The sequence below is a fragment of the Paenibacillus rigui genome (assembly GCF_002234615.1).
In the GTDB taxonomy this organism is placed as follows: domain Bacteria; phylum Bacillota; class Bacilli; order Paenibacillales; family NBRC-103111; genus Paenibacillus_S; species Paenibacillus_S rigui.
This window is the reverse complement of sequence record NZ_NMQW01000038.1, coordinates 1-18,062: the sequence shown is the minus strand read 5'-3', so window position 1 is coordinate 18,062 and position 18,062 is coordinate 1. Positions and strand designations below refer to the sequence as shown.

Annotated in this window: 17 protein-coding genes; 4 read left to right on the top strand and 13 right to left on the bottom strand. The window is 49.7% G+C overall.

What is annotated here, in order from left to right; genetic code table 11:
- Nucleotides 1-86 precede the first annotated feature (86 nt).
- The 4 genes from CF651_RS23825 to speD all read right to left on the bottom strand — a co-directional run bounded on the left by CF651_RS23825 (nucleotide 87) and on the right by speD (nucleotide 5,468).
- Entirely contained in the window at nucleotides 87-1,616 is a 1,530-nt protein-coding gene (locus CF651_RS23825) for a response regulator transcription factor (protein ID WP_094017390.1), read from the bottom strand.
- A complete protein-coding gene (locus tag CF651_RS23820; protein WP_179232961.1) occupies nucleotides 1,613-3,448 on the bottom strand; it encodes a cache domain-containing sensor histidine kinase in 1,836 nt (611 codons plus the stop codon). Before CF651_RS23820 ends, CF651_RS23825 begins: the two co-directional genes overlap by 4 nt.
- Nucleotides 3,449-3,473: 25 nt before the next feature.
- The gene (locus CF651_RS23815) at nucleotides 3,474-4,367 is read right to left on the bottom strand and encodes an AraC family transcriptional regulator (RefSeq protein ID WP_094017388.1); all 894 of its coding nucleotides are present in this window, start codon (nucleotides 4,365-4,367) and stop codon (nucleotides 3,474-3,476) included.
- A gap of 288 nt (nucleotides 4,368-4,655) precedes the next feature.
- A complete protein-coding gene (speD, locus tag CF651_RS23810; RefSeq protein ID WP_094017387.1) occupies nucleotides 4,656-5,468 on the bottom strand; it encodes an adenosylmethionine decarboxylase in 813 nt (270 codons plus the stop codon).
- A gap of 208 nt (nucleotides 5,469-5,676) precedes the next feature.
- On the opposite strand from speD, the gene CF651_RS23805 reads away from it, so the two are divergent.
- Nucleotides 5,677-5,772, top strand: coding sequence for a YjcZ family sporulation protein (locus CF651_RS23805; protein ID WP_094017386.1), 96 nt, complete (start codon nucleotides 5,677-5,679; stop codon nucleotides 5,770-5,772).
- Between the two features lie 33 nt (nucleotides 5,773-5,805).
- Here CF651_RS23805 and CF651_RS23800 read toward each other — a convergent pair whose 3' ends face one another.
- The gene (locus tag CF651_RS23800; protein ID WP_094017385.1) at nucleotides 5,806-6,585 is read right to left on the bottom strand and encodes a DUF975 family protein; all 780 of its coding nucleotides are present in this window, start codon (nucleotides 6,583-6,585) and stop codon (nucleotides 5,806-5,808) included.
- Nucleotides 6,586-6,751: 166 nt separating this feature from the next.
- Between CF651_RS23800 and CF651_RS23795 the strand changes: the two genes are divergently transcribed.
- Together CF651_RS23795 and CF651_RS23790 are read left to right on the top strand one after the other, a co-directional pair.
- Nucleotides 6,752-7,063 (top strand): hypothetical protein, encoded by a 312-nt coding sequence (locus tag CF651_RS23795; protein WP_094017384.1) that lies wholly within the window; start codon nucleotides 6,752-6,754, stop codon nucleotides 7,061-7,063.
- Nucleotides 7,064-7,073: 10 nt separating this feature from the next.
- Nucleotides 7,074-8,123, top strand: a complete 1,050-nt coding sequence (locus tag CF651_RS23790) for a ParB/RepB/Spo0J family partition protein (RefSeq protein ID WP_094017383.1) — start codon at nucleotides 7,074-7,076, stop codon at nucleotides 8,121-8,123.
- A 175-nt stretch (nucleotides 8,124-8,298) separates the two neighbouring features.
- Here CF651_RS23790 and CF651_RS23785 read toward each other — a convergent pair whose 3' ends face one another.
- The 3 genes from CF651_RS23785 to CF651_RS23775 all read right to left on the bottom strand — a co-directional run bounded on the left by CF651_RS23785 (nucleotide 8,299) and on the right by CF651_RS23775 (nucleotide 11,678).
- Nucleotides 8,299-8,769 (bottom strand): low molecular weight protein-tyrosine-phosphatase, encoded by a 471-nt coding sequence (locus CF651_RS23785; RefSeq protein WP_094017382.1) that lies wholly within the window; start codon nucleotides 8,767-8,769, stop codon nucleotides 8,299-8,301.
- Between the two features lie 167 nt (nucleotides 8,770-8,936).
- Nucleotides 8,937-9,668: a ZIP family metal transporter gene (locus tag CF651_RS23780; protein WP_094017381.1), complete on the bottom strand. Its 732-nt coding sequence runs from the start codon at nucleotides 9,666-9,668 to the stop codon at nucleotides 8,937-8,939.
- Between the two features lie 132 nt (nucleotides 9,669-9,800).
- Complete coding sequence (locus CF651_RS23775) at nucleotides 9,801-11,678, bottom strand: bifunctional metallophosphatase/5'-nucleotidase (protein ID WP_094017380.1); 1,878 nt, start codon at nucleotides 11,676-11,678, stop codon at nucleotides 9,801-9,803.
- Nucleotides 11,679-12,178: 500 nt separating this feature from the next.
- Here CF651_RS23775 and CF651_RS23770 point away from each other — a divergent pair, with 500 nt between their 5' ends.
- On the top strand, nucleotides 12,179-13,408 hold the full coding sequence (locus tag CF651_RS23770; protein WP_094017379.1) for an MFS transporter: 1,230 nt from the start codon (nucleotides 12,179-12,181) through the stop codon (nucleotides 13,406-13,408).
- 109 nt (nucleotides 13,409-13,517) lie between these two features.
- Here CF651_RS23770 and CF651_RS23765 read toward each other — a convergent pair whose 3' ends face one another.
- The 5 genes from CF651_RS23765 to CF651_RS23745 form a co-directional block, all read right to left on the bottom strand.
- Complete coding sequence (locus tag CF651_RS23765; RefSeq protein ID WP_245856126.1) at nucleotides 13,518-14,360, bottom strand: MBL fold metallo-hydrolase; 843 nt, start codon at nucleotides 14,358-14,360, stop codon at nucleotides 13,518-13,520.
- A 154-nt stretch (nucleotides 14,361-14,514) separates the two neighbouring features.
- Entirely contained in the window at nucleotides 14,515-14,805 is a 291-nt protein-coding gene (locus CF651_RS23760; RefSeq protein WP_094017378.1) for a YciI family protein, read from the bottom strand.
- Between the two features lie 43 nt (nucleotides 14,806-14,848).
- Nucleotides 14,849-15,886, bottom strand: coding sequence for a DUF1835 domain-containing protein (locus CF651_RS23755; RefSeq protein WP_094017377.1), 1,038 nt, complete (start codon nucleotides 15,884-15,886; stop codon nucleotides 14,849-14,851).
- A gap of 106 nt (nucleotides 15,887-15,992) precedes the next feature.
- Complete coding sequence (locus CF651_RS23750; protein ID WP_218827871.1) at nucleotides 15,993-17,510, bottom strand: LysM peptidoglycan-binding domain-containing protein; 1,518 nt, start codon at nucleotides 17,508-17,510, stop codon at nucleotides 15,993-15,995.
- Nucleotides 17,511-17,643: 133 nt separating this feature from the next.
- Nucleotides 17,644-17,796 carry a GapA-binding peptide SR1P gene (locus CF651_RS23745; protein WP_144029100.1) on the bottom strand — a complete coding sequence of 51 codons (153 nt, stop codon included), beginning with the start codon at nucleotides 17,794-17,796 and terminating at the stop codon, nucleotides 17,644-17,646.
- Nucleotides 17,797-18,062: the final 266 nt, after the last annotated feature.

Genomic DNA, 18,062 nt, shown 5'->3' with positions numbered 1-18,062 from the left:
TGATAGCGTTGTCATGAATTTATTGTAAGAGGAATGTCATGCATCGAACACAGCCGATTTGTACGGTTTGAAGGGGGGGATTTTTCCTATTTGGGCAGCGAATGCTTTCTCGCATACATAATCGGAGTTTCCCCCACGATTTTTTTGAATAATGCGCTGAAATGCTTCGTATCCTCATATCCGACCAGGAGGCTGACCTCCTGCAATCGGTCAACGCCCTCGCTCAGCAGCTCCTTCGCCTTGCGAATCCTATACCCGGCTATGTAATCGGAGAAGGTCGTTCCCGTCTGGCTCTTGAACATGCGGGATAAATACCCCAGGCTGACATGGTGGTCTGCCGCAAACTGCTGCAGCGATATATTGTCCTGATAATGCTTGTGAATATGCTGAAGCAGCACAGGTATCAGCCCCTTGGGATTCAGCTCCTTCGGCTCCTGCTCGCAATAAAAAGCCAGCATCAGCTCCTTCAGCCATTCGAACAGCTCTTCGTAGCCTGTGCAGCCGTCCAGCATTCGCAGATCCTCCTGCAAATCGTTAAGACGGACCATGCCCGTCTTGGAGACGAGCAGATTATATTTCAAGGAAAACAGCAGGTCCTGAACAAACAGCCGAAGCTGACGCTTGCTGATCCGTTTGCGGTCCAGCTCTGCAAGGATGTGCTGCAGTACGATTTGCCCCTTGGCCATGTCCCCCTTCTTATAGTGAAGCTCCATGACCCGGACCTTATCCCATATGTCTCCGAGCTCAGCATCCTGCTGTGTCGAAGCCGGAGACAGATACGAGGTCTGGCCAAAGGTCGCCTTCTCCATGAGCTGCTGCTTCAAGCGGGAGAAGGCTGCAGACAGCGATTCGCGCTCCCGCTTCACTGCAAATCCCATATGAGCGGTGATCGGAAGCTGCTTCAGCTTGTGATGGTAGTAGCCGGAAAGTACGTTCAGCAAACCACCTGCCTGGGCTTCTGACGCAAGAGGAATGAGTATTACCTTTTGCCGGTAATCGACGTCCACGTTATGGACAGACGCCCCTGCACAGACAGCATCGGCGAGTTGAAGCTTCAGCTCATCCAAGCAGCCGGACCGCTCATTCCAGCCCTTGGACTGCTGTCCTCGCTCAAGATAGAGCAGCACCATCCCCCACATCCGGTCGTTCACCTCGCGGAATGCGCTTGCTTCCTCCAAGCCCTCGTCAGCGGCCAGCAGCATTTGTGCGAGGGAGCTGTTCAGGAAGGCCTCCCTTTGCTTCCGCTCGCTCTCGATTTGCCGGATTGCTTTAGAAACCGCTTGAAACAAAGCTTCCTTTTTGACCGGCTTCAGCAAATAATCCGCTACACCGAACTGCATCCCCTGCCTGGCATATTCAAACTGATCGTGCACGCTCAGAATGATGCATTTGACCGCTGCATCCAGCCGGTACAGCTGCTCGATCAGCTCCAGTCCGTCCATGCCCGGCATATTGATGTCCGTCACCACCAGGTGAGGCCGATGCTCTGCCACGGCTGCCCAGGCATCGTCACCGTTCTCGAAAGCGAACACCCGATGTTCGGGCTCATAGCACGATAACAGCTCTTTCAACTCAGCCAACGCCCAACGCTCATCCTCGACGACATATATATTCATTGCGCCTTCACCTCCGGCTTCCCATTGTTGATAATGAGCGGCAGGCTCAGGGATACCGTTGTCCCTTCCCCCGGCTTGCTGTGCAGATGAAGCCCATACTCCTTCCCGTAATAAAGCTGAATCCGCTGCCGAATGTTTATTAATCCGATACCGTTGGATATGTCTGCACGTGTATGCAGCGCATTGGAGGAATCGAACGATTCTCTCAAACGGGCTGCGGTTTGTTCCGGAAGGCCCTCCCCGTTGTCATGAACAGACAAAGTAAGGAGTCCCTCGGCTTCAGAGGCGCGAATGGTAATGCAGCCTCCCGATTTCATTTTGCGAAGACCATGGTTCACGGCGTTTTCAATAAGCGGTTGCAGGGTTAGCTTAAGAATGGAGGCTTGAAGCAGCTCCGGCGGAATATGACAGGACAGCCTCAGCCGATTGCCGAACCGGTGCTGCTGGATGCTGAAGTAATTGTTGATATGCTCGATTTCCTCATAAAGAGAAACCGGCTGATGGAGGTTTTTCATGCTGTATTGAAATAAGCCTGCCAGCGATTCGGATATTTCGGCGACCTCCTCAATGCCTCTCAAGCGGCTTATCGATTTCATAATGTTTAAGGTGTTGTACAGGAAATGAGGATTGATCTGCGAGTGGAGCGCGGAAAGCTGGGCGTTCTTTTCGGCAAGCTTCGATTCGTACACCTCGTGAATTAAGCGGGAGATGCTGTCCAGCATATGGTTGTACATCCGGCTCAGCTTGCCGATTTCATTCCTGCCCGAATAGTCCATGCGTTGATTCAAATCGCCCAGCTCGACACGCGACATGTTGCGCATTAACCGGTTCAGCGGCAGCGTAATGTGATGGGAGAGGAAGTAAGAGACCGCCGCGATGAGCAGCATCGTCAGAAGACCTACCAGCAGCACAATATCCTGCATTCGCTTCTGCTTCAGCACAATGACCTGCTTCGGGATGAGAATGACCGTATGCCAGCCCGTATAGCTGGATTTCTCCAAGGTGTACAGGTAATTGGTATCCTTCCACTTTACTTCGCCCTCCGTCCCGGACCGGTTCAATACGGAAAGGTCGAACATGTCCTGCGCCATGCGGGTTCCGCTCCCGCTCCCGCTGTTCTCGAATATTACCCTCCCCTCCTCATTCACGATCAGGACATGCATCGTATTTTCAAGCTCACTTGCCTTGGTGTTGGCCAGCACCATCTTGAATGCGTTTACATTAATATGAATATTGACATAGCCGATAATGGTCTGTGTCGGAATCTTCGTGATCTTGCGGATAAAAGAAACGACCCGCTGCGTGTTCTCCTCTTCAGGCTGCTGGGCTTCATCGACGGAAGGCAGTAATAAGAAGGGCCGGTTGTTCAAGGTAACGAAGAAATGACGCAGCTGCTCGTTTGACAACATGGCGGCCGGCTTCGGCTCCACCGGCTTTGAGTAAGTATATAAGTGGGTATCCAGCGAGTAGATCGAGATGCTCTGCACATACGTTTTGGGGTAAGAATAGTTGAATAAAATCGGGTTCAGCTTGTAGCCGACATACTCTTTCTCAATCGGGTTGGATGTTTGATAAAAATCGAACAAGATGGTCTGAATGGAAGGATCAATGGAGATGGCCAGCGACAGCTCCTCGACATTTTGCATATATAAATCAATCATTTCAGAAAACTGTTTCGATATAATGTTCGATAGAGAGAACGTTTGGTTTTTGATATCGCTCGTGTTTTTATAGTAAAAAATACCGCACGTGATCCCGACAATAAACAAGGCAACGACGGAAAAGGAGATGAACATCTTGGTCTTCAGCATCCTGTCGTTCCAGCGCCGCATGAACAGCCTCCCTGTGCCAAGCAGCTTAAGACGTTTCACGGTATTTGCCCGGCGAGCAGCCGACCTGACGATGAAACAATCTGCTGAAAAACGCCGGATCCTCATAGCCTACTCGGCCCGCAATGGTAATGACCTTCTCATCGGTCTCCATTAATAAATGCTTCGCCCGTTCAATGCGGATCCGGTGAATCATGTCAACGACCGTCATGCCCAAAGACTCTTTAAAAATACGGTTTAATTGGCGGGAGCTAATATTAAACAGCTCGCACAGGACCGGAATCGACAGCTTTTTGTCATAATACCTTTCCAAATAGCCGCAAATCCGCTGGATCAGCAGTTGTCTCGCATTGTTGCGGATGGCTTCCCTCCCGGACTGTCCTTCCGCGTGGCGGTACGAACGGGACAGCAATATCAACAGCTCCACCATTTGCAGCCGGATCAAGGTCTCAAACCCGGTCAACCGGTTATCGAATTCATGAATGATCGTTTCCAGTAAAAACAGCGTGCGCGCCGCGTCCTGGCCGTTCAGATTCAAGCACCGGTGAAACCGCTCTCTTTTATCCAGAAACGGGTGCACATAGAAATAGTCCATCGACTGGGAAATCCCGAGATCAAGCAGCCAATTGCCTTGAATCAAATCCGGCATAAACAGGCAGTTGATGATTTCCAGGTCTTTGCCCGGATTGATGCTGTACGTATGCACCTCGCCGGGGTTAATAATGAACACGTCGCCGGCGCGAATCTCGTAATAATGGCCTTCAAACACATGCTGCGCCTCTCCACGAACCACATAGACCAGCTCGACGAAGTCATGCCCGTGCAGCAGAGGGACATGCTCGTGATCGTGGTAAAAGCGCCGAATCCAGAAAGGAAAAGACTGTTCTTGAATAAATTGGCTGCTGTGCAGCTGTTTCTCCATAGGTACGATACCTCCTGAGTTTTACAATGTAAAACGGGCTCGAACTGGATAAACCATCATCGTCTTCTTCTTTATGCGGACTCCTACTTCATCATACGGGAAACTTCCCGTAACATCATGGTCAATTCAGACATCATTATAGCGTATTTGTACACCAAATGGCACGCGTCCCTCTTCTTCCCTTGTCCGAGGCAGACACGTCGAAGAGACCAGCCGCACAAGCGGTGGTCCGTACGTTTAGGCAGAGGGCCCAAAGTGTCTGCTGCTATGCTCATATTCACAGCACTTTTAAGCGTAAGTAATATTTTTGCCGTAAAAGATTTCGTCCATTTCCCATTTCAAACTCTCGGTTATCTCCTTCTGGTCCTCCACACTCAGCTTATCCTTCGTATACCCGAACAAATAGTTGTTCAAATCGAATTCCCTCAGCTTGCACTTCGTATGGAAAATATTTTCCTGATACACATTGACGTCGATCATATCGTACAAGCTTTTGACTTCCTCCGGGATATAATTCTGTATGGAGCTGATGTCGTGATCGATAAAATGCTTGTGCCCGCTAATATCGCGGGTGAAGCCGCGGACGCGGTAATCCATTGTCATGATGTCCGTATCAAACGAACGGATCAAATAATTCAGTGCTTTTAACGGTGAAATTTCCCCGCAGGTAGAAACGTCGATATCCGCGCGGAAGGTACTGATCCCTTCGTCCGGATGATATTCGGGATACGTATGCACAGTAATATGGCTTTTGTCCAAATGCATCACGACCGTATCCGGCAGCGGTCCCGGGGATTCATCGAACGACTCTGTGGGCACCTCTTCAATCGGCCCTTCCGACACCAGCATGGTGACGCTAGCCCCCTGCGGTACGTAATCCTGCTTGGCCACATTCAGCACATGGGCACCGATGATTTCGGAGACATGGGTCAAAATTTTGGTCAGCCGGTCCGCATTATATTGTTCGTCAATATACTCTATATAAGCCTGTCGCTCTTCCCGGGTTTTAGTGTAGCAAATGTCGTACATATTGAAGCTGAGCGTTTTGGTCAAATTGTTAAAACCATGCAGCGTAATCCGCTGTTCCGGGGTCCATTTCATTGGCGGTTCCCTCCTCCTTTACCTACAACAACTAATCTTTCCTTAATCTGTACAACTGATTCCCAACCAGCCTAATTTTTCCTTCCGCATCTATTTACCCATTTCACAACAGAATGAACGGTTTCGCCGCCTTATCCGCTACAGTCCAGACCACTCCACTCCAGCATACATACTATAGACATGTGACGGAAGAGAGGAGGTAGTTTGCATGAGCGGTTTGGGTGGATTCGAGTCTTCTTCCTCCATCTTGGTACTGTTTATTTTGTTAGTCATTGTCGGCGCTTCCTTGCTGTTTTTTGGATAAAAAATAACCCTCCACATTGGAGGGCATACATAATTATTCGTATTCGGGCACATTCAATTCCGCATTGCTGCTGATCCCGGCCTGCAGGGCCTGCCTGCGCAGCACCAGATAAAGCTCCGCTTTCGTCGCATTCACATACGGTTCCACGAACAGGACGCCGACCAGGAGCGCCAGCGTTCCGAGCAAATACCAGCCGAGAAACGAAAGATCAAGCACAAACATGTTCCATTTATGCCCGCGGGTCATACGGTTGCTTAGCTCGACCGCCCGTCTCGTTCCGATCCCCGGATTATCCGCCAATATGTAAGGCACCATGCTGTAAGCGTAAGCCTTGACGATCCCCGGAATAATCAACAGCAGAAACCAGAGAAAGTTCAGAAATGCACGCCAGAGCATCCCTTTGACGATGGCAAGATAACGGCCTTTGGAAAAAGCGAAGCCTAAGTGATTCAAATTGGCATCCTCCAAGGCAGCCTGTTTGAAATATTGACGTCCCCCGACCTCCAGCGGAAAGCAAAGAAAGATACGAAATGCAATCACAACGAGTGCGGCCAAAATACCGATGATAATGGCGATAATGAGAACAGTGAGGAGTACGGTATGATCCGCAGCCTGGTCCATATTCCCCTTGAATTCATTGAACATCGATGCTATTTTCCCTTTATCTGCACGCTGCCCCATATCGCCTCTGAAGCTGCAGCTGGGAATATTCCCGGAAATAATCACCAACAGCAAACTGACGAGAAATGCCTTCCAATACGATGTTCTAAGCCCCTGCTTGGCTCTGTCTTTCAATTCGCTTCGAGTCCACATGATAAGTCCCCCTTTTACGTTGTATATATTTTCCACACCCTATCGTATCACAAACCATGTAAACTTTGGGATAAAAAATGTTGAAGCCTTTCTCATAGAGAATACCCGTTCCGGTATGTTATAATGTTACATATTCTACATTCGGTCAATGGGAGGATGAATCGGCATGGCTTTCGGCATCAAGAGGAATGAATTGCAGCTGTGGAAAGAGGCTGTGTCGCGCGGTGAGCTTGCTTTTCTGACACATTATTGGATTGACCCGCGTTTTCCGGATATCAAAAGTGTAACCAAAGTCGGCTGCTCCGACCTGGATAAGCTCTCCGATTGGTGCACATCGCACGGGCTCAATCCTCAATACATCCATCACCGCCAACCTTTTCCCCACTATGACCTGATGGGATCCAAACAGATCGAAATTTTGCGGAAAGAGCAGCTCTATTCCCATCTCGATCGGTTTCATTTAACGTATAAAGGATAGGAGACCTCATATGGATATCATTGAAATTCCAATGAATTTAATTGATGAGGATACGGACCAGCCCAGATATCAATTCGATGAGGATGCTTTACAAGAGCTAATGAAAAGCATCGAGGAGCTCGGCCTGCTGTCCCCGATTAAAGTAAGAACAACGAATAACGGCCGGTATAAAATCATTTACGGCAACAGGCGGTACAAGGCGAGCCATATGCTCAACCGCCCTACCATTCCATGCATCGTGTCCGATATTACGGACGAAACCGAAATTTATTTGGAGCAAATCGCGGAAAACTTAACAAGAGAAGGCTTCTCCCCGATCGAAGAAGCCGAGGCTTTCAACAAGCTGTTGAACGATCCGAAATTCAGCAGCTCAACTAAATTCCTGTCCAGCCGCCTCGGCAAGCCGGAAGCATATATCAAAAACAAATGCGAGCTGCTCAAGTTCAGCAACGCCGTCAAAAAAATCATTGTCGGCGGAACCGACATTAGAAAAGACCGTTTGACCGAGGACCAGGTTCTGCCCCTGAAGGACCTTCCGATGGAGCATCGGGACTCACTTGCTCTGATTATGGCCAGAGATGAGATGCCGGTGAGCGATGTGAAGAAGATCGCCCGGCTTTTCAAGGACAAGACCCTTTCCGCAGGAACCAAGGACAAGCTGTTGTATAAGTCCGGCCGCGAGCTGCTGGAAACCTGGTCCGTCTTCGAACAAAACCGCGCGGAGCGCTCCAAGCCTGCCGCTGCTCCGAAGGCGCCTGCCAAAAGCGGGAAGACGACCCATGACGAGGTCTCGGCTGAGTCGCAGCCGGCACCGGCTTCAGCTCCAGCTTCAGCTTCAGCTGAGAGCAGTGCAGCCAAGCATGCAGCTTCATTGGAGAGCCGGCTTCAGCAGCTTCTGTCCTCGCTCCCCGGCCCTTCTCCTTCGGCAGAGGAGCTGTCAGCGGTAGCCGATGCACAGCAATTTTTCAATGATGTGGATCGGCTCATTGAAGCTTTGGAGCAGCAATTGACCGAGTGGAAATCGGTGAAGGAGCAGGCCAAAGCGAAAGCGTTCACTTAAGCTAGCTTATTCTTGGTTACAATCATATATTCTGCCTTACGGCAGCCTTAGCTGGCTTCGGCTTCCTTACGATGGCATCCGTACACATAATAAAGTCCTTCCTGTATTCAGGGAGGACTTTATTTGCTTGAAGCACTTCAAGCTATAGTGAAACACGGCTCCATGCACGCAATGCCTACATATCTTCTTTGGTGCGAATATAGGCAAGCAGCAGCCCGCAAGCCTCATCCACCATCTCGTATACCTCTTGAAAATTCCCGGTATAGTAAGGATCCGGTACATCCTCTCCGCGTCGCTCCGGGATAAAATCAAGCAGCTGCCTGACTTCCGCATCATGGCTTCCGGGGGCCCATTTCATTACATTTTTCGTATTGCTGGCGTCCATTGTAATGATGTAGCGGTGCTCATGAAAATCGCTTTGACGAACCTGTCGGGCGCGCATGCCCGAATAGTCAATTTGATTTTGCCGTAAAATGGTACGCGTTCCTTCGTGCGGCGGCTCTCCCGTATGCCAGTCCCCCGTACCCGCGGAATCGATTTCGATCCGACCGGCCAAACCGGCCTCCGCCACTTTATGGCGAAATACCGCCTCTGCCATAGGAGATCGGCATATATTTCCAAGACATACAAACAATACTTTTGCCATGAATCATTGTCCTCCCCATCCAACCACCCCGGTGCCCGGGAATTGTTTTATCTACAAACTGACCTTCTAATTGTACTAAAAAACGGCCGAAATGTCGCAAGGGACTCTTTGGAGCCCTGCAACACTTCGGCCTGTGGCATGGTTTACTTGACCCTTAGAAAAAAGAGCTATTTGAGCAAATCCGTAACGCAAATCATGCACAGCAAGCCGATGATGAAGGCAAAAGTCGACGCCCGCTCATTCCCGTCACCGTGGCTTTCGGGAATAAGCTCCTTATATACGACAAACAGCATAGCCCCCGCAGCGAAAGCCAAGCCGTAGGGAACCAAAACCATAAAGTTTCCAGAGAACTGGTACCCGATCCAGCCAAAAAGCAGTTCAATGCAGCCTGTCAATGCGGCCAGCAGCAGTGCAATCCTGCGGCGTATGCCGTGGGTAATGAGAAATAAGGCGGTTAAGAAGCCTTCAGGGATATTTTGCAGACCGATACTGATGGCGACGATTGCGCCTAAATCATGATCCGAGCTGCCGTAGCTTACCCCTACCGAGAGTCCCTCGGGCAAATTATGAAGAGCCATAGCAGACACAAACAACACGGAATTGGATCCGTTCCGCTTCGGCACCAACGCATGCCCCGGATCCTCATGAGGAATGAGGAGCTCCATAATCGTCAGGAACAGCGCACCCAATAAAATTCCTGCGGCAAGCACCGCTAGGTTGGATAGCTTCAAAGCCGACGGAATCAGCCCGTACGTTGAAGCCGAAACCATGATGCCCGCGGTGAAGGATAACAAAATATCTTTACCGCGATGCGTCACATTGGTGAATAGCAGTGCGGGAAGCGCACCCAAAGCGGTGCAGAGTGAAGTTGTCATACTGCCAATCCATATCGAATTCATTGCATCCTCCTCTTGCACGGACAGGCTTATATCCCATCCTATGAGAGGGAACGCAGGATATGCTTTACAACCCACCCGATTTACAAAAAAATACAGTGCCCCGTGTAGAGGACACTGTTTGGAGATACCGTCTTATTCGTTCACCTCGGTAATCCGTCCTTCTGACCTTGGGGAAATGCTGCCCTGCTGTGTCAGAGCTTCCTCCACCAATTCATACAGCGTAATCCCTGTGTTATATGCTTTTTTCCCATTAAGCATCGAATACCCATCCCCGCCGGCTGCGATAAAATCGTTTGTAGCTATTTTATACGTTTGGTTCAAATCCAGAGGCTGTCCGCCTACTTTAATGTCGGTTACTCTTGCGCCGGCAGGCTTGGATGGGTTCCATGCGAAGGACATCCCGCTGATCTGAGGGAAGCGTCCGGCTCCGCCCTCCACCTGACTCACGCCATTCTCGATAGCATCGCGGAGCTCGCTGCCTGTGGCATCCAGAATCACAACCGTATTCGGAAAAGGAAGCACGTCGTACAGCATTTTTTTGGTAATATCCCCTGCCTTGATTTCTGTACGAATGCCACCGCCGTTGGTCAACGCCACGTCAGCCTCATAGCCTGGAATAGCTTTGGATCTTGCCAGCATGGCATCTGTGATGAAGTTGCCGAGGTTCGATTCCCGCTTCCGGACAACCGTACGGTCCCCCTCCAACTGTACGTCGGTATGGGCGATCGTTACATTTAACGATTGGTCCACCTCGTCGGAAACCTGTTTTACCAGCTTGGCCATTTCCGGATCCTCCGGAACACCGGCATCGTATTCCTTGATCCCGTCAGCCAGAGCAACCAGCTCGCCCTTGTAATAATACAAGTCCGAACGGCCAAGCGACTTCAGATATTCCCAATCCTGCACGATATAAGTTCCATTGACCAGCTCAGGGGCCGTCAGCTTCGTATGGGTATGACCGCCGATAATGAGGTCGATGCCTGACACCTGTTTGGCAATCTCGCGATCGACATCCACACCGCAATGGGACAGCAAAATAACATGCTCGCCCTTCCCCTTCAGGTCAGCTACCATTGATTTGGCCTTAGCAACCGGATCCTGAAATGTCAATCCCTTCACATTGTCCGGATGTGTCAATATAGCCGTTTCCTGGGTAATCAAACCAAATACAACGAATTTTTGCCCTCCCGCCTCGAACCGGTAAACAGGGGGCAGCAGAGGACTCCCGTCGGCTTGTATGGCGTTCGCGTTAATGATCGGATAGTTCAGCTTGTCCCTCAGACTCAGCAGCTGCTTGTAGCCGTAATCGAATTCATGATTTCCGGCTTCCATGACATTAATGCCCAAAGCGTTCAAAAGCGGAGGTAACGATTCCCCCTTGGATTGATTTACAAAGACAGTGCCTTGAAAAGTATCCCCTGCATCAAATAACTGAAAGTTGGGGTTTTCCTGACGCCATTGCTTCAACAGGGTGGCGATTTTGGCATAGCCGAATTCTCCGCCGCTTTTATTGTCTTGAATATGCCCGTGGGAATCGTTCATATGCGCTATCGTCAGATGCATGCTTATCGCCTCGGCGAATGCATTGAACACATCCGAACGCTTGATCACCTCTACGTCGGGCAATCCCACATTGTACCCTGCGGCCGCTGCGATTTGCATCATCCGTGATGCCGATGGCGAATGATCGGGAAGCTTGGCCTCCTCGGAGGAAATATATCCTTTCTGCTGCGCCCAAGCCAGCTGGGAGGAAGCCCAATGTACACCAGAAGAATTAGCTCGAAGCTTGGTCTCCCCCTGCAAACGGGCCAGAAGGGTTGCCAGCTCCGCCGTCGTCATCGCGCGATCCAGCGCCAAGTTTCCGTTCAGATCACCTTCAAGCAAGCCCTTCTTCTGCATCCAGTCTGCATGGGAAACCGTTTGAAGCGGAGCGGCCGAGCTGACACCTGCCAGCGCATTGGCCAATAATAAGCTTGCTACAAAAACGCCTGCCGTTCTTCCCATTCTCATTCTCGATATTCCTCCACAAAATAGGATAAGTTCCCTATTATTGTAACGCAGTAAACGACGAGAAAGATTATCGCAGTGTAAAATGCATTTTAAAATTAAGGCTGATAAATGCAAAAAAAGACATTCTCCACGGCTCTGGCGGGAATGTCTCTTTCTTTGAATACCCCATTCAACGGGCACCCTTCACTTTCGGCGATAGCCATAAGGTGCGTTGAACCGATTTCGTTTTGTTGCGGACTTTCCTCTTCACACCCTTCTTATACCAGCAGCCACAGCCGCAGCCACACCCGCACGGAAGCTTCATTGTCGGTTTCACTACCTTTTCACGAAAATTTCGGTACGAAATTGTATACGCTGCTTACTTCAGGACGGTATGGGCGGGTGCAGCGGGCAAAAAACATTTTATCGGCCGAAAACGATACTTTATCAGAGTTCCACCCCCAATGGTGGTATGATAAGGAAATAGTCCATCCACAACGAATAAAGGAAGTGCTTCCATATTGGCATATTCATGGAAACGTAATCTTTTGGTCCTATGGATCGGTACCTTTTTGGTCAGCACAGCTTATTCGGTGTCCATCCCTTTCCTTTCCATCTTCCTTCAAAATGATCTCGGTGTTCACGATCACCTCGAGGCGTGGACAGGAACTATATTTGCGCTTACGTTTCTATCCAGCTCTCTGATCGCTCCTTTTTGGGGCTCGATGGCCGATAAATACGGCCGTAAGCTGATGATGCTGCGTGCAGGCTTTTGCCTATCCCTTTCTTATTTCCTTTATTTTCTTGTTCAAAACCCTTACGAATTAATCGCTGTCAGAATATTGGAGGGGCTGCTCGCCGGCTACATCCCTTCGGCTATCGCTCTGGTTGCAACGAACACACCGGAGAAGCATGTCGGCTACGCATTAGGTATTATTTCAACTGCAAGCGCGACAGCCTCCATTCTGGGACCACTCATGGGCGGGTTTATTAGTCATCTGATCGGGCCGCGCGATACGTTCTTCGTAGCAGGAATGCTGGTGCTCGCAGCATTTCTAATCGCCTTATTAGGGGTGAAGGAGCCGTCCTTTAACAAAACCGGGGCCAAACGCTCATCGGTCGCGCACGATTTGAAAGCAGCCCTGTCCAACCGGAATTTGATGCTGACACTGGGCACGGTGTTCATCACATCCACATCGATTATGATTTTGGAGCCTTTGCTAACGATTTACGTGCTAAAGCTGGGATCCGACCCATCCACCGCTTCCATGCATGCCGGCATTATTTTCTCGGCGGTTGGTATCGCCACCCTGATTGCCGCTCCGAACTGGGGGAAGATTGGGGGCCGCATCGGCTATGAAAAGGTGCTGTTTATCGGTTTATTAGGCGGTGGAATAGGAAACCTGCTGCAGGTTTGGTTTCACAGCCTGATAGGCTTCGGTACCTTGCGCTTTGCTTATGGGCTATTTTTCGCGGGGGTCTTCCCAGCGCTGAACGCTCTCATTGCAAAACATACCGAGCCCGGCTTTCGAAGCCGTGCGTTCAGTCTGAACCAGTCGGCTAATCAGATGGGATTGCTGCTGGGACCTTTAATCGGTGGATTTATGGCCACCCAGCTGTCGATTCCTTTTGTTTTTGCAATTAACGGGGGATTGCTGCTGTTTGTAGGCTTCTTGCTAAAAGTGCCACGATTCTCACTGGGCGCAAGCCGGCCCCAAGCAAAAAAAGGCCCTCATTCCACAAGTCTCTGATACGCACATGTTCGAATGCACAGAACGGGGGACTTCCCACATTCATAAACAAAAAGACTGCCGAGTCCTCCTCCTGCTCGCAGTCTTTTGTCGTACTTATATGAAATCCCTACACCAGTGCAGCGCGGGAAACATAGATGTAACGCTCGAATCGGGCCATGACATGGCTTTTTTGGGTCGGATGACGTTCATATAAGTAATCTACGAAATAACCCGGGTGCTCTCCATTCCCCCGAAACATGTCATAATGCAGCGGGACAACCGTATCGAAGCCGGCAGCAACGGCCAGCTCGGCCGCTTCCCTGAAATTCATATTGCCAACGATATTCCGGGCATTGCGAAACAAGTCGCGCCCGTTAATGGGCAGCATGCCAAGATCAATCGATTCAGTCTCCAGGGATTCCACCAGGCCGGGATATACGACCGTATCTCCTGCGTGGTACAGCTTTACCCCGTTCAACTCAAAGACATAGCCCACACAGCGGTAGCCCAGCTCCGGATCGTAGTCCAACTCCTCATGTGCAGAAGGCAGAGCCTTTACACGAAAGCCCGGTTCTCTTCTCCACTCATCCGTTCGCAAGGTTAATAACCGGTCCTCCTTGACCCCCAGCTTGATCATCTTGTCACGGCAGTAGCCGGGTGTCACATACCGGATCGACGGATGCGATGCCGCCAAAATTTCAATCGTATGGATATCCAAATGATCCGAGTGCTCATGAGTGATGAACACATAATCGGCATGGCTTATTGCTTCAGCATGAAAAGGCGGGTCAAACGCCCGTGAAGGGGATGGCGCCAAGTAAGGGTCGATGAAGATGACCGTTTTCCCCCCTTTCAATATGACACCGCATTGACCAATAAACCAGATCGCGAGCATCCCGTAAGGTACCTTTGTTGTTTCAATTTCGCGGATGATTTCAGCTCCAGTGCGAGCTTTTTCAAAATATGCCAATACGATTAGCTCCTTTCCTACCCATCGCTGGTCGCGTAAGGTGTACAGCTTCGGGTGCCAGACGCCCTACAATCGGATATAAAGCGCTTACACCCAACTTATTTATATGTTCATTTAGAAAAAAAATCCCCGGATCACGGGGACATATTTTTCATTACGATTGCGATCTACTTGAAAGTACAGCCTCCGTCACCATTTCCCATTCATGAATTTCATATCCTCTAGCATCAGCCAGCACATAGGGATCTTGCTTCACAATGTCCACAACTTCCTGTTCGGTTTCGGCTATGTAAATGACAAGCCCTCCGGCTCCATCCGCGAAGCGTCCGCTGGCAAAAATTTTCCCCTCGCTTTTCCGCTGCGCCAAGTATTCCAAATGCTGCTGTCGGTATTCCTGACTTTTTTGCGGATCTTTCATGGGCAGGAACGCTGCAAAATACTTCATGGTCTAATCGTCTCCATTCTTATGCATATTTTTACGTTTCACTCTAATGGCGAACTTTCACGCTATAACGGTAGAGCGCACCGGGAAGTCCACGGAATTCAAGCTTACCATCACTAATCAGCGTCCACAATCTGTAATCTACAAAAGAATCGCCGATCAGCTGGCCCCAGCTTTCCATCGCTTCTCCTACAACCCGGCCGGCTCGTACATAACTTGACTCCGTCCCGGCCAACTGCAGCCGGTCTACAATCTCGATTAAATTCTCATCGTAATAATGCTCAGGTACACTCCGAACGGCTCCATTCTGCCAAAGCCGCAAGGTGCCTTCTTGTTCGGACCAGTTACGCCAATCCAGCTCGTACTGCGCTCGCTGCTCCTCTGTCAGAGGAGGCAAAGTCGCCGTTTGTTTAAGAAGCTGCTCCAGCGTATCAAATGGAATATGTCCGATAGCATAAGGGTGAAACGGCAATTCATTTGGGCTCGCCATCGCACTAAATTGTTGGGTCATGTTGACGACATGGATAGGCTGATGCCGGTGTCGAAGACAGTACACGGCCAAGCGGAGTCCAATCTGATCGTGTGCATTATCGCTGCAATAAATCGTTATTTGGTGATGCTCTGGAAGGCGGGTAAGAAACGCCACTAACCGGTCCATACGACTGTCCAGATTCATAGAATCCATATGCATATGGCAAGGAAAGCGTTCCATAAGCCACTCCTTCCGGCGTCTTTGCCCTTCCTCTGTCTCCAGCCCTTTGATCGGTCCGACGGAAAGTAGTGTGTCGAAGGCGAGCACATGACTCTCACGCCGTCTGCCTAAATTACCTAACGTGACCTTCAAGGACCCGGCATCCGATAGGCTGAACAATAAATGAATATGATTGCGGCTCTCTTCCTCTTTCAACCGTCTTTGACGACTCGACTCCACGAAAGCGCCCCATTTGCTTAACAGCAGGTCCTCGTCCGAAGCCTGGATGCCTCTATGTTCTGCAGTCGAGTGAGCTTCTTCCAGCACTTTGCGCAAAAATTGCCTTATTTCCCAGTCCTGAAGCTCCACCAGCTCTTTCTCAATAATTGCCACTATCCCCCTCCTTTACGCTTCATCAGGAATCGGTAAGTCTACTAGTAGCTTACCATGTTTGGATAGTGATTTCCATTTGGTTCCAATCGTTTCAAATACGGTCATGTCAGGTTACACTTTTACGGATCACGAAATTTTTTGCCATCATTGTCCAGATCTCCGGATCCTCCATCCCAAGCCTCCATAAGGCGATTCCGCGGATACCCAGCTTATGGGCGAGGTCCATTTTCGCTTGGACGCTTTGAGCATTCTCGAACCAGACCTCGTGCGGGTCCCCGGATTCATCCGTATACGCGAACATCGGCGTCTGGCTTTTTTCATCAAAAATAATGTCCTTGTTGTATTTTTTCGCCAAGTTCATCGCCATCTTATAGGTGGAATAGGTGCTTCGATTCGTCTTCAAATTAAAGTCAAAGCCGAAGACTGAAACGGCCGCGGTAATTTTCCATGCAGGGACCTTCGTCATAGCATACCTCGTCACTTTCTCCATCCAGCCGACTGAAATGACCGGACCCGGGCCGCTTCCCGGCCAGCCATGCTCGTTATAAAGCATCAGTACAAATTCATCGACCGATCTCCCGATGACCGAATAATCGAACGGGGCAGGGAACAAATTCGTCGGCTCCTCTGACGTCTTGGCCGGAGTATCTACCGAATAAGCGTAGCCGTTCTTTTTCATCACGATACCAAGCTCCTTGAAAAATGCGGACAGCTTCTCCTTGTCTTCTAAGCGGACATCCTCAAAATCAATATTAACCCCGTCAAACCCATAGGCTTGAATCAGCTTGACTATATTATCGATAAAGGCGGCACGTGTTTGTGAAGTGGAAAGCATCGCATGAATGACATCCCGGTTCACGCTCGGTTTCCCTGCTTCGTATAAAAGGTTATGCAGTGTCGGCACCATTGTAATATTATGGCGATGACCGTAGGCAACAACGTCTCTCATATAAGAGTCGGTGAAATTATCGGGAAATTTTTCAATTTGGGTCGGATGATCCTTAGATATTCTGAAGTGAAATAGTCCCACATTGGACAGCTCCGCGGTTTGTTTGGCGAACGCCTCGTAAGAGCTCGGCAGCGCAGCGCTTTCCCGCTCCGTATAGAAGGCAAATATCTCCTCAATCGGCTTCTCCCCACTGTGTGGCGTCAGCACACCATTGGAACGGTAAGTCCAACCGATACGGCGGTTGTAAAGCCTCACCTGAATCCAATTGCCCATGATGCCTGTAACCGGAAGTCTCGCACCCTTCACCATCCTTGCCATAACCGGGGCATTCATATTGGCATAACTCCGGATGTTGGCAATGCCCACCTGCACGATAAACTCCGTATAAACGGGAATGATCAATACTTGACCGACCGCTAATGTCGACGAGGTGAGCCCGTTCAACAGCATTATGGATTCCACGGTCGTATGGTAGCGCTTGGCTATAAAATACAGCGTATCCCCTGCTACTACCGTATAGCGAATGGGTACGGACACCGGTATGGATAATGTCTGTCCTATTCTTAGCTTGGTGGTTGTCAACCGGTTCGCATCCATTAATGCTTGAACCGTAATCCCGTATTTACGGGCTATCAAATACAATGTATCTCCTGGATAAACCTCATAAGTAATCAATTTGTCCCGCTCCTCTTTTGCAGCCTGGTACTTCTATGGTATGCACGCCGCCCAGAGGATGAGATTCGCTGAGAAAAAAAATCCCGCCTGCGGCGAACTTCGCTGCAAGACGGGATGTGTATGAGGGGCATTCCTACCGTACGGCAGGATGGTTATTTTCACTTTTTACGGCCTTCCGACCTTCCAGGCATTGTTGTTCCTGACAGTCTGAATAATACGTCGTTACTTTCTCGGAATCAAAGGTGCCGATCTCCGTCTCGCAATGCCTACAAATAATGACACCCATTTCTAAGCTAACCGGGGAGTTTTCCATACAGCATCCACCCTTCCGTCAATTGTTGTACAAATCCATTTAGTATGCACTAATTAAATATAATGTAACATATATAGTTCTTTTTGTACACACTATTTCGCGTAAATTGTGTTCCTAATTCATTATTATTAATAATGTTTCCATTTCATGCATGCTATTAAAAGCCCCCTATGGCATCATGAGGCCACTGAAAATGCTGCGGCTGCATGGACGGATCGTTCTTCCGATCGCTGTTGTCC